Source organism: Gammaproteobacteria bacterium, assembly GCA_022450155.1.
Classification (GTDB): Bacteria; Pseudomonadota; Gammaproteobacteria; order Arenicellales; family UBA868; genus REDSEA-S09-B13.
Genome location: JAKUQR010000015.1, coordinates 61,021 through 72,972, shown reverse-complemented (window position 1 = coordinate 72,972; position 11,952 = coordinate 61,021). Strand labels below are relative to the sequence as shown.

Here is an 11,952-nt window from a genome sequence, read left to right as displayed (position 1 = left end):
AGTGATCCGAAAATAGAAACCCTAACCTGAACACCCGTTTAAGATATGTCAACCACCGACCCCGGCATTATGAGTGCATCCCAGCCACTATCATCATGAACAGAAGTGCGCCATAAGGGCGCACTTGTCATGAAGAAACATCTGTAAACACAGCCTATTCCCGTAACTTCAGACTACAACTTTAGAAACCTGAATGGAAGGGCTTCAAAGCGAGATTTGATATGGCACTGTGCCGTGGGTGTGCCGCGTTCGTTGATGTGCTATACGCACTTTTGCTAGTGAATCATATTTGTTCAAGATTCTGCACCTCACCGGGTTTACTCAATCGACAATAACTAACTCACGCGGTGCTTGAGTCAGTCTTTCTCCACCATTTTCCGTCACAACCCACGTCTCACTGAACGATGCGCCAATACCTCGGTCGAACACTCTGAACCCGTGGGGCGAATGAAACGTCATGCCAGCCTGCAATGGACGTTCCATCCGTTCATGGATATACATCGAGTGCTCCACCCAATCAGGGGGGAAACCAATTCCCACCGAATAGGCATAAAGCTCGCGTGGCTGAGTCAACCCATTGAGCATTTTTTTCGCCAGAGATTTTAATTCGCTGGCTATCACCTGGGCTGGCACCCCGGGCTTTGCCAGTTCGAATTGCAATTCCAGCGTCGCGTTAGCGGTATCCAGCAACCGCAGGACATCGCTACTAGGCGCACCGAGGGAAGCACTGCGAAATATTGGTGCCGAATACCGATTGAAAACTCCTGTCATCTCCATTGAGAAGACATCACCTTTTTGCATGACCCGTCGTTTGGCTCCCAGATGGGCGAGACGCTGAGACTCACCTGCATAAGGCAGCGGTTGGATAGTGAGATACTCACTGCCGGCTCTCGACATGGCACTGTACGCCGCAGCCACAGCATCACCGTCTCTGCGCCCGGCACAAACCTCCTCCAGGGCAGCCTTGATACCAATATCGGTAAGTCTGGCCGCCTCGCGCATGGTCTCGAGCTCTGCCGGTGATTTGATCACCCGACGACTGAGAACCACTTCGGACGCATCGATGAGGGTCGCCTGCGGCAATTGCTCGCTAAGCGTGCGGGCAAAATGGGCGCTGCAACCATCACGCTGCATCTCCAGCCCTACGCGTTTGTCTGCCCACCCATGCTCTTTGAGAATTCCCGAGAGCTCATCGGCCGCCTGTTCCTCGTCCCACCACGCCAGAGAATAAACCGGCGCGTGGCTCGGCCATCCGTGCAAATAGAGGTTCATTAATTCCAGGTCCAAGACGTGGGCCACCAAGTTTCCTTCAACCGGTACCGCGATACACACGTACCAGTTAGCAAGCGGGGTTTGATAACCGGTGAGATAGCAGGCGTTGTTCACATAGGTAACGAGCAGCACATCCAAACCTTTCTCGTTCATGCTCTCCCTGACTAATTCCAGCCGGGTGGCGTACTCCGACTCGGGAAACGCAACTTCTAGCTGGTAGTCAGGAATATTAGGTGGGGATTTAACAAAAGCCATTGGAGAGCCCAACTCAAGGGTCAGCTAGTATTACCCATTCTAAATCATGATCCGATGGCTGCTTTTGCGAATCTGCTGTGCCAAATTTGTGCCACAGAACATGACCCCCATGGTGGAACAGAACTAACTACTTGATTAGATGGTGGCTATGGGTGGGATCGAACCACCGACCCCGGCATTATGAGTGCCGTGCTCTAACCAGCTGAGCTACATAGCCAAGGGGGACGCAGGCTGTCCAACGTAGGTATGGCCGACCAGCAGGATCAGACGTTGAACCTGAAATGCATTATATCACCGTCATTTACAACGTAATCACGTCCTTCTAGACGCAACCGCCCCGCATCACGTGCCCCCTGCTCGCCACCGAGCGCAACAAAATCGTCGTAAGCAATGGTCTCAGCACGAATGAACCCCCGCTCAAAGTCGGTGTGGATCACCCCGGCGGCAGCTGACGCGGTCATTCCGGACTTGATAGTCCAGGCCCGTGCCTCTTTCGGCCCCGCAGTAAAAAAAGTCCGCAGGCCAAGCAAGGAATAACCGGCTCGAATCACCCGATCCAGGCCGGATTCTGCGAGCCCTAAATCATTCAGAAATACACTGCGCTCTTGATGATCAAGCATCGCGATTTCTTGTTCAATTCTGGCACTGACCAAAACCAGCTCATCACCCGAAATTTGCGCATGCGCCTTAACAGCCGCGACGTTTGACCCCTCTCCACCGTCCAAATCGTGTTCGTCGACATTAGACACGTACAGCACCGGCTTGGCGGTCAACAGGCAAAGTGGTTTCAGTGCTGCTCGCTCCACCTGTACAAGTGCCATGCTGCGGATCGGTGCTCCACGGTCCAGCCAGGCCCGAACCCGCTCGAACAGGTGGGCCATCTGAAGCTGAGTCTTATCACCGTTCTTAGACCCCTTAAGGGATTTATCCAGTGCCCGCTCCACTGTTTCCAGGTCCGCCAGGGCAAGTTCGGTATCGACAGTCGCAATGTCAGACAGCGGATCGACCTGATCTGCCACGTGACCGACATCGGGATTTTCAAACGCGCGCACCACGTGAGCTATCGCGTCGACCTCACGGATGTGGGCGAGGAAACGATTGCCGAGCCCTTCACCCCGGGAGGCGCCGGAAACCAGTCCGGCAATATCTATAAACTCTATGGCGGCGGGGATCACCCTGGGCGGTTGTATGAACTCAGCAATCTTAGGTAATCGCTGATCCGGGACCTCGACCATCCCGACATTCGGATCAATAGTACAGAAAGGGTAGTTTTCGGCCTGAACACCTGCACGGGTCAGGGCATTAAACAATGTGGACTTGCCAACATTGGGCAGCCCGACGATACCGCAGCGAAACCCCATTCAGTCGTCTACCCCGTTCGGGCCCCTGTGCAGTTCGTTCATCACGCGCTCCCAGTCACCTGCTGCCATGTCTTCGAACAACTCAGCCGAGCGCTGAACTGCTTCCAGTATTAACTCGCGGTCCTGGGGTGACGGCATCCGCAACACATAATCGGTAACCTCATCTGAATTACCTGGATGGCCAATACCCAGACGCAAGCGCATGAATTCCCTGGACCCCAAGTCACTGAACAAGCTACGCAGTCCGTTGTGACCGCCGTGGCCGCCACCGTTTTTGATTCTCGCAACACCAGGTGACAGATCAAGGTCGTCGTGCACCACCAGAATCTGCTCGGCTGCGATATCAAAATAACGGGCAAGTGGTGCGACCGATACACCACTTAAGTTCATAAAGGTATTCGGTCGCAGTAACCGCAGTTTGTGTCCGCCAATCTGCAGTTCAGCGAGTTCGCCCTTGAACCGTGCTTCGAGCCGGAAATCCAGTGGATAGCGGCGCGCGAGTTCCTCCAGAAACCAATAGCCTGCATTGTGTCGGGTACCGGCATGGCCAGTGCCCGGATTTCCCAATCCGACGATGAGGATGATCTGGGCCATTCAGAGAATACCGACAACACCGAAGCCTAGTTCAAAAACACAGGCCCGGTGATCGCCGATAGGCTATTACTCTTCGGCCTTCTCTTTAGACGAGTCCGCGTCGCCAGCTGATTCTCCAGTGGCAGACGCTGCACCTTCCTCGACTTCCACAACTTCGACTCCGTCTTCAGCTTCGAGGACTTCTTCCTCGATCGTCCGCGGCGGCATAACGGTAACAACAGATGGATCTTCACCTTCGTGAAGAACCACGGTCAGATCAACACCCTCAGGCAGTTCCACCGAGGAAAGATGTATCACGTCATTAATTCCCAGTGCGGAGACATCGATCTCAATATACTCAGGCAGATCCTTCGGTAAACAGGTGACATCGAGCTCTGTCATCAGTGGGGAAAAAATGCCTTCTTCGACCTTCACCCCAGGGGCTTCATCGACCCCCGCGAAATGCAGTGGAATTTTCATGTGCAGCCTTTCGGTCGCCTTTATCCGTTGAAAGTCGACATGCACCAACCTAGGTCGATATCGATGGTGCTGAACCTCGCGTAGAATCACTTGCTGTGAACCAGATCCGGTATTCAAAGAGATGATCGCCGAATGGAAAGCCTCAACTTCCAGATTGTGCATGATCTCGTGATGGTCAAGAAGTACAGCTTCGTTGTCCTGGTCGCCACCATAGATCATCGCCGGCACCTGGTCTAAACGGCGCAGGCGCCTGCTTGCATTGGTGCCAAATACATCTCTAGCCTTGGCATTCAACTCAAAATTAGTACTCATCTTTTGTTCTCCTTAACTCCCACATTAGTCTTTGATAACCGTTCCGGCCTCTCATTCCATAAAAAGCGAACTCACGGAATCGCCCTCAGCGATTCGGCGAATCGATTCGGCAAGCAGTTCGGAAATGCTGATCTGGCGAATCTTGTCACAGGCCGCAGCTTCCTCATTCAGAGGGATAGAGTTGGTTACAACCACCTCGTCCAGTTCAGATTCAGTAATCCTTTCTACGGCCTGACCTGAGAGCACCGGGTGGGTGCAGCAGGCCTTCACCTGTTTCGCGCCCGCATCCTTCAGGGCGGACGCGGCTTCACACAGCGTGCTTGCGGTGTCGACCATATCATCCATCAACACGCAGGTATGGTCGTCCACAGACCCAATAATGTGCATGACTTTGGCCTCGTTGGACCTGGGACGACGCTTATCAATGATCGCCAGTTCTGCACCCAGCTGCTTAGCCATGGCCCGTGCTCGAACAACACCTCCGACATCAGGAGAGACAACCAACAGGTTTTCTGGCTGCTGTCGCCACAATTCACTGTTCAGAACCGGTGCGGCATAAATATTGTCTACCGGCACATCAAAGAATCCCTGTATCTGATCAGCATGCAGATCCATGGTGACTACCCGGTCGGCACCTGCTACGCCGATCATGTCAGCGACCAGTTTCGCTGTGATCGCGACCCGGGCCGTCCGAGGACGCCGGTCCTGACGCGCATAACCGAAGTAAGGCATTACGGCGGTCACACGTTCTGCTGAGGAACGCTTTAACGCATCGATCATTACCAGTAGTTCCATCAGGTGTTTGCTGGATGGTGCACAGATGGGCTGGATGACAAAAACGTCACTTGCCCGGACGTGCTCCATAATCTCAACGTTGACTTCACCATCGCTGAACGTGCTCACCAAGGCGCGTCCGAGCCCAATCCCCAGATGCGCGACCACCTCCCGAGCGAGCTCTGGATTAGCGTTACCCGTAAACACGGTGAGATCGTCGAAAGACACTAATGCTCCTCCATTGGTTTCGACACCAATATGGCTGGGGTGCCAGGATTCGAACCTGGGAATGCCGGAATCAAAATCCGGTGCCTTACCACTTGGCTACACCCCAACTGGCTCGGTTGTCTTTAGTGGATGCTGGTTTATGCCGGCTGCAACAAACCCATCGATGCCTGCCGGCGCCTGCTCCAAAATATCTTCCCCACTCCGTCGGTCTGACACAACCACATATAAGCCACAACCGCTTCCTGTCATTCTGGCCTCTCCAAACTGGCGGAGCCAGACAAGCGCCTCACCCACTTCTGGATAAAGCCGACATGTGACCGGTTCCAGGTCGTTGCTCAGACCTCCCTCAAAAAGGGAGGGTATTCTGATTCGCGGCGTGTTTCGTGTCAATTCGGAATCGTTGAATACAGCCGCAGTGGAAACCATCACTTCAGGCACCACAACACAGTAAATTCTCGCAGAAAGCATTGCTGGGGTTACTTTCTCGCCGACTCCCTCACCCCAGGCTGAATGGCCGTGGATGAAAACCGGCACATCTGCGCCCAGTTCTGCCCCCAACTGAACAAGCGTCTCGATACTGGCATGTACCTCCCATAGCCGATTCAGTGCCAGAAGCACAGTCGCTGCATCCGAGCTCCCACCACCCAGACCGGCACCAACGGGAATCCTTTTGTCGAGCGTTATATCAACACCAAGTCCGGTCCCGGCGAACTGCTGCAGCTTGCAGGCCGCACGAACTGTCAGATCACGCTCGGGTAGACCTGCCCCTCCTTCGCGGCGAATTACGCCGTCGTTTCGAACCTCGAAGTGCAGCACATCAGCAAAATCGAGCAGCTGAAACAATGTTTGCAGTTCGTGATAACCGTCCCCACGCCGCCCCACGACGTGTAAAAACAAGTTCAGCTTCGCGGGTGCCGGCCAGCTTTTCATCCTGAACTCTGCGCCGTTTCGTCACCAGCTTGCCACTGGCTGATCACAATCTTCACACTGAAACTCTCAGCCTCACCAACCTCTAGCTGAATCCTGGCTGGAAGCATATCGGGATCGGCAACAAGATAGAGCTTCCGAGGTAGCTCGAGGCCCGCATAAATTCGGTATTCCAGGAAAGTCACCTGCCAACCCGACTGTATAAGCTTTTTCAACTTGCCGGTTTTATCGAGTTCGATCGTCACGGGAAGTTCCGGTTCAGGCAACCCGCGTAACCAGTATCCCATCTGCTTAAACGGCACATGCCAGCCAAGCGTCCTGTACAGCACTTCATCGGCAGATTGACCCTTGACCGAATTCTTATCCTCCTTCACCAAGACAGCACCTTGGGGATCTTCGGATATTCGAACCCTTCCGACCCCGAAAGCACCGAACAAATCTATTCGACTGGTGAGTCCACGACGTCGCCAGAAAATAGTTGCCGTTTCATGCCGGCTACCGGCATTAACTGCCAGGCGGGCACTGAGATTCCACGTTTCATAATCCGACAATAACAACTGTCTCTGTTGCCACAACGTATTCCGGGTCGGTGGATCCGAATCAACAGGTGCCGATGGCGCCTGGGCGCAGGCCGAGACCAGCAGACAGACGCTAAACCAGCGCTTGCCGTTCACGGTTCGAACTTCTGCAACGTCTCTCGCAGTACTGAATTGTCTGGGTCATCTTCATGACCGCGTTGCCATACTGCCCGCGCCTGATCGCGCTCCCCATCCATCCACAGCACCTCTCCCAGATGGGCTGCAATCTCCGCATCCATACGCAGATCGATCGCCTTTTGCAGATACTCCCGCGCCAGGTCGGTATTGCCCAACCGATAATGCACCCAACCCATAGAGTCCAAAATGAAGGGGTCTTCGGGAAGCAGTGTCAACGCACGCTCGATCAGTACCAATGCTTCATTGAGGCGGTCTGTCTGATCAGCCAGGGTATAGCCCAAAGCGTTATAGGCATGCGCATTATCCGGCTCCAGCTCGATCAGGCGGCGCATATCGGCTTCATGCTTGTCGACCAGTTTAAGCTGTGCAGCTACCAGACCTCTTGCATAAAGAAGGTCGCCGTGTCCCGGTACATCGATGAGCGCCGTGTCTAACAGTTCCAGCGCTGCCTCCGGTCCCTGAGACTGGTGCAGAATCCTTTCTTGGGCCAGATAGATCCGTACCTGTTCGGGTACCGAATCTGGGACTATCTGTAGGAGATGCGCCAGTGCTTCATCGATTCTTTTGGCATCTACAAGCACGAAGGCTGTTCTCAGCTGCGCGTCAAAAACGTGTTCGTCGCTCGTTACCGCGGATAGCCAAGAGAGCGCCTCATCATAACGAATTTGACCTGCTGCGATCCGGGCAAGAAATAATCTGGACTGGTCGTGTTCGGGATCGAGTTCGAGATAGCGTACAAACATACGGGTTGCCATCAGATCGTTCCCCAGTTCCATGTTTAGCACAGCGGCTGGATAGACCGCCTCTCTATTCTCAGGGTCGCGTTCGACAAGTTCGGTGAACTGAGTCAGTGCTTTCTCGTATTCGTCCCACTCAGCTAACAGTCTGGCCCAGGTAATTCTCAATTCACTGCTGTCCGGATAGTCCCGCAGAAATGATTCCGCATAGTCGGCCAGCTGTTTTCTATTGTCGGACCGGTTGAAGTGTGACAACTGCATCATCGCCACCTCCTCCCACCCGGGCCTCACCACAAGTGCCTGGTTAAGAGCACTGTCCGCGACCTCTGGGCGTTCGGCTCTATAAGCCAGCCAGGCTTGTGCCAGATACACCTGTGCATCGTGACGGTAACGCTCTACAAGTCGCTCCATGACCGGCAACCATACGGCAGGGTCGGGTTCCTGCCCCAGAATTTCGCTCGCTCGTCTGAGATGAGACCCAACTGACGAGCTGGTCCTGTCGAGCAATAACACCAGTTGGTCAAAGAACGCATCATGTCGCCCCAATTTAGTCAGCACCTTTAACGTCATAAAATACGGCTGATCCGATTCCGGCAGAAGTCGTCTAAGCAACTCCGAAATTTCGAGTGCGCTTTCGAAGTGCCCCGCATGCATGGAAAGGCGGTAGGCCCTGACGGCAACTTGTGGATCGGCACTGATTCGAGCTGCTTTGGCCATCGACTCAGCAGCCCGCGAACCGTCACCTCGGCGTGATGCGATGTCTCCCAGCAAATAATGGAAAAGAAGTTCTGATGTCCGGTTGGCCTCACTGGCCAGGGCCTTTTCGTCGTGGATTTGGCCCTGGACTGCAGGCTCGTTATTCGACTGCTGTGCAGGGACTACGGCACAACCCGTTGCAGCGGAGATAAAGAGAGCGATTGCTGTTAGATGACGCATGATCCGAACAAGGTGATACCCAATCGTACTGAATGGCGAGATCCCGACGATTGGAGGAGAATAACACCAAGCGGCAAGCCTCGTAGACTCTGGGGGTCGCATAAACGGGTTAAAGTACCACTGACACCACCGTCTTGTCCTTGACAGGTAGTTTTCAGCCACGAAAAATACGCATCTTGCTCCTCCCCTCCCTGATTCCATGCACCTTTTGACGTTCGGTCTCAATCATCGTACCGCACCGGTCTCGTTGCGTGAAAAAGCCGCTTTTACGAGCGAGCAATTACCGGGTGCCGTACGTTCGCTGGTCAGTTCGGGCAACGTGGCAGAAGCGGCCATTGTGTCGACTTGTAATCGAACCGAGATTTACTGTCACCAAAACAGTGCTCGACCGGACCAGGTATTCGAATGGCTGTGCAATTACGGACAACTGGATGCTGCAAACCTTGATGCTGCAACCTACTGTCTGCCTGGTGAGGAAGCTGTTCAGCATGCCTTTCGAGTCGCGTCTGGTCTTGATTCATTGGTGCTTGGAGAACCTCAGATTCTGGGTCAGATGAAATCCGCATTTACAACCGCCTACAACGCAGGGGCGACGGGAAAGATCCTCAATCGTCTTTTTCAGCATACATTTTCCGTCGCAAAACAGGTCCGTACCGAAACTCTCATTGGTGCCAGCACAGTATCCGTCGCCTTTGCAGCTGTCGACCTTGCCCGCAGGATATTTTCCCAGCTGACAGATCAGACAGTCCTACTGATCGGCGCCGGTGAAACAATCGAACTGGTTGCTCGGTACTTTCGCAACAGTGTCGTGAACCGTATTATTGTTGCAAACCGTTCGATCGAACGTGCACAAATGCTGGCAGGCGGGCATAACAGTGAAGCCATTTCACTGGCAGACATTGCAGACCGACTTCACGAGGCCGATATCGTCGTCGCTTCTACAGCCAGTACACTGCCCATTGTCGGCAAGGGCACAGTTGAGCGGGCTCTAAAGACACGCCGCCACAAACCAGTTTTGATGATCGATCTTGCGGTACCCCGTGACATTGAACCCGAAGTTGGATCTCTCAGAGACGTTTTCCTTTACACGGTAGATGATCTTGAGAACATCGTAGAAAAGAACATTGGCTCGCGCAGAGAAGCTGCTGATGATGCTGAAAAGATCATCGATCTGCAGGTGGTCCGTTTCATGCGCTGGTTCCGGTCGCTGGACTCGATACCTACAATCCGCGCTATCCGAGGACAGATCGATGCCCTGCAAGATAGTGAACTTCGTCAGGCTCAGCGCCGAATCGAAAATGGAGAGGATCCCGGAGAAGTCCTTGAAGCATTCGCCCGTACGCTTTCCAGAAAATTCGCTCATGCACCCAGCCAGGCTCTAAAACAGGCCGATGAAGACGGCAACGGTTCTCTCATAGACGCCGCTCGAAAACTATTCAAGCTACCGGACTGATCCATGAATCCTTCGATTCAGGAAAAGCTCGAGCACCTGGCTGAGCGTCAGGAAGAAATCAATGCACTCCTGTCTAATCCCAGCGTGATCGCTCAACAGGACACGTTCCGTGGCCTGTCCATTGAACTTGCGGATATCTCCCCTGTGGTAACCAAGTTTCAGGAATACCAGAGGCTGGCCCAGGAACTCCACCAGACCGAGATTATGATCAACGACGATGATCTCTCGATTCGGAAAATGGCCCAGGAAGAACTGCCTCGACTGCAGATGCAGCTCGATACGCTTCTGGGCCAATTGCAAAAGCTTTTGATCCCCAAAGACCCTAACGACGAGCGTAATATTTTTCTTGAAATAAGGGCCGGGACAGGCGGTGACGAAGCCGCTCTGTTTGCCGGGGATCTTTTCCGTATGTACAGCAGCTTTGCCGAAAAACAACGATGGAAAATCGAGGTCATGAGCCAGAGTTCGGGCGAGCATGGCGGCTTTAAGGAGATTATCAGCAGGATTGTGGGTCGCGGGGCTTACTCGTGGTTGAAGTTCGAGTCCGGTGCCCACAGGGTACAGCGTGTGCCAGAGACAGAAGCTCAAGGCCGGATTCATACCTCGGCGTGCACGGTGGCTATCATGCCCGAGGCCGACGAAATCAGCGATGTACCGATCGACACCTCAGATTTGCGGGTCGATACTTTTCGCGCCTCTGGGGCCGGTGGCCAGCACGTCAACCGAACCGATTCCGCGGTGCGTCTCACGCATCTCCCAACTGGAATAGTGGTGGAGTGCCAGGATGAGCGTTCCCAACACAAAAACAAGGCTCGCGCCATGTCGATTCTGCGATCCAGGTTGCTGGAATCTGAACAACGCAAACAGCGCGAGGCCGAAGCTGAAAACCGTCGCAATCTTGTCGGTAGCGGGGACCGATCTGAACGTATCCGAACCTACAATTTTCCTCAAGGCCGGGTTACCGATCACCGTATCAATCTGACGCTTTATAAGCTCGATGAGATTCTATCCGGGGATCTTTTGCAAGTTGTTGAACCCCTGGGTGCCGAACATCAAGCTGATCTCCTTGCCGCCATGGCATCGAAATGACCCTGCCCGATACTGCGGCACTTTTGTATCAGGCCACCAGCCAGCTCAACAAAACCAGCGATACACCGGCCCTGGACGCAGAGCTGCTGTTTTGTGCCATCAGCGGGATCGACCGGAGTGCGGTAACCACCGGTCGATCAATGACACTGACCAATCGGCAAAGAGAGGTCTTTTCGACGCTGATCAAGCGGCGTGCGGCCGGTGAACCGATCGCCTATCTGCTGCGACGAAAGGAGTTCTGGTCGCAGGACCTGCTGGTCAGTCCAGAAGTTCTGATTCCACGGCCCGAAACTGAGCTACTGGTCGAGCAGGCCCTGGAACACCTACCGGAACAACCCTGCAATGTTGCTGATCTTGGCACGGGGAGTGGTGCAATCGCTCTGGCCATTGCTACTGAGCGGCCGAATGTTCAGGTCACTGCAACTGACATTTCCCAATCGGCGTTGGAGGTCGCAATGAAAAATGCAGCCAGGTTGGGAGTCCGAAATGTCACCTTCCGACAAGGCGATTGGTTTGCGCCTTTGGCAGATCAGCACTACCGGCTCATCGTAAGTAATCCACCTTATGTACGAGTGGGAGACCCGCGGCTGGAAGCTGGAACATTGTACGAACCTGTCGATGCGCTGATATCAGGCTACGATGGCCTGGATGCACTGCGTATGATCTGCGCCGCTGCCAGACGTTATCTGAACAGCCAGGGAGTGCTGGTACTCGAACATGCCTGTGACCAGAAAAACGCTGTACACAAGTTATTGTCGCAAGGTGGATTCGAGACTATAGTTTCCAGCACAGACCTCGCAGGAAAACCACGTGTTACCTGGGGCCGCCGCCAGAAATAG

General features: G+C 54.0%; 11 protein-coding genes and 2 tRNA genes. 3 read left to right on the top strand and 10 right to left on the bottom strand.

The features are described from left to right. Positions 1–321: 321 nt before the first annotated feature. The 10 genes from MK323_09860 to MK323_09815 form a co-directional block, all read right to left on the bottom strand. A complete protein-coding gene (locus MK323_09860; protein MCH2482463.1) occupies positions 322–1,527 on the bottom strand; it encodes a Xaa-Pro peptidase family protein in 1,206 nt (401 codons plus the stop codon). A gap of 140 nt (positions 1,528–1,667) precedes the next feature. Beyond that, positions 1,668–1,744: transfer RNA gene (locus MK323_09855), tRNA-Met, on the bottom strand. Positions 1,745–1,790: 46 nt separating this feature from the next. Then, positions 1,791–2,888, bottom strand: coding sequence for a redox-regulated ATPase YchF (gene ychF, locus MK323_09850; GenBank protein ID MCH2482462.1), 1,098 nt, complete (start codon positions 2,886–2,888; stop codon positions 1,791–1,793). After that, positions 2,889–3,482, bottom strand: a complete 594-nt coding sequence (pth, locus tag MK323_09845; protein ID MCH2482461.1) for an aminoacyl-tRNA hydrolase — start codon at positions 3,480–3,482, stop codon at positions 2,889–2,891. It lies immediately after the preceding gene. 66 nt (positions 3,483–3,548) lie between these two features. Beyond that, positions 3,549–4,253 (bottom strand): 50S ribosomal protein L25/general stress protein Ctc, encoded by a 705-nt coding sequence (locus tag MK323_09840; GenBank protein MCH2482460.1) that lies wholly within the window; start codon positions 4,251–4,253, stop codon positions 3,549–3,551. 51 nt (positions 4,254–4,304) lie between these two features. Then, entirely contained in the window at positions 4,305–5,255 is a 951-nt protein-coding gene (locus tag MK323_09835; GenBank protein MCH2482459.1) for a ribose-phosphate pyrophosphokinase, read from the bottom strand. A 31-nt stretch (positions 5,256–5,286) separates the two neighbouring features. Further along, positions 5,287–5,361 (bottom strand) — tRNA-Gln (locus MK323_09830). After that, entirely contained in the window at positions 5,352–6,185 is an 834-nt protein-coding gene (ispE, locus tag MK323_09825) for a 4-(cytidine 5'-diphospho)-2-C-methyl-D-erythritol kinase (GenBank protein ID MCH2482458.1), read from the bottom strand. Before ispE ends, MK323_09830 begins: the two co-directional genes overlap by 10 nt. Further along, positions 6,182–6,856, bottom strand: coding sequence for a lipoprotein insertase outer membrane protein LolB (gene lolB / locus MK323_09820; GenBank protein ID MCH2482457.1), 675 nt, complete (start codon positions 6,854–6,856; stop codon positions 6,182–6,184). The genes ispE and lolB overlap by 4 nt, the downstream gene beginning before the upstream one ends. Next, complete coding sequence (locus MK323_09815) at positions 6,853–8,571, bottom strand: tetratricopeptide repeat protein (GenBank protein ID MCH2482456.1); 1,719 nt, start codon at positions 8,569–8,571, stop codon at positions 6,853–6,855. Before MK323_09815 ends, lolB begins: the two co-directional genes overlap by 4 nt. Before the next feature lie 199 nt (positions 8,572–8,770). Between MK323_09815 and hemA the strand changes: the two genes are divergently transcribed. The 3 genes from hemA to prmC are packed head-to-tail and all read left to right on the top strand — an operon-like array spanning position 8,771 to position 11,952. Next, positions 8,771–10,024, top strand: a complete 1,254-nt coding sequence (hemA, locus tag MK323_09810; GenBank protein ID MCH2482455.1) for a glutamyl-tRNA reductase — start codon at positions 8,771–8,773, stop codon at positions 10,022–10,024. A gap of 3 nt (positions 10,025–10,027) precedes the next feature. Next, entirely contained in the window at positions 10,028–11,113 is a 1,086-nt protein-coding gene (prfA, locus tag MK323_09805; GenBank protein MCH2482454.1) for a peptide chain release factor 1, read from the top strand. Beyond that, positions 11,110–11,952, top strand: coding sequence for a peptide chain release factor N(5)-glutamine methyltransferase (prmC, locus tag MK323_09800; protein MCH2482453.1), 843 nt, complete (start codon positions 11,110–11,112; stop codon positions 11,950–11,952). The genes prfA and prmC overlap by 4 nt, the downstream gene beginning before the upstream one ends.

Excerpts from the sequence above, each read along its gene's own strand:
- hemA (MCH2482455.1), top strand. The coding sequence starts at position 8,771 with ATGCACCTTTTGACGTTCGGTCTCAATCATCGTACCGCACCGGTCTCG.
- MK323_09815 (MCH2482456.1), bottom strand. The coding sequence starts at position 8,571 with ATGCGTCATCTAACAGCAATCGCTCTCTTTATCTCCGCTGCAACGGGT.
- ispE (MCH2482458.1), bottom strand. The coding sequence starts at position 6,185 with ATGAAAAGCTGGCCGGCACCCGCGAAGCTGAACTTGTTTTTACACGTC.
- MK323_09840 (MCH2482460.1), bottom strand. The coding sequence starts at position 4,253 with ATGAGTACTAATTTTGAGTTGAATGCCAAGGCTAGAGATGTATTTGGC.
- ychF (MCH2482462.1), bottom strand. The coding sequence starts at position 2,888 with ATGGGGTTTCGCTGCGGTATCGTCGGGCTGCCCAATGTTGGCAAGTCC.
- pth (MCH2482461.1), bottom strand. The coding sequence starts at position 3,482 with ATGGCCCAGATCATCCTCATCGTCGGATTGGGAAATCCGGGCACTGGC.
- prmC (MCH2482453.1), top strand. The coding sequence starts at position 11,110 with ATGACCCTGCCCGATACTGCGGCACTTTTGTATCAGGCCACCAGCCAG.
- MK323_09860 (MCH2482463.1), bottom strand. The coding sequence starts at position 1,527 with ATGGCTTTTGTTAAATCCCCACCTAATATTCCTGACTACCAGCTAGAA.
- prfA (MCH2482454.1), top strand. The coding sequence starts at position 10,028 with ATGAATCCTTCGATTCAGGAAAAGCTCGAGCACCTGGCTGAGCGTCAG.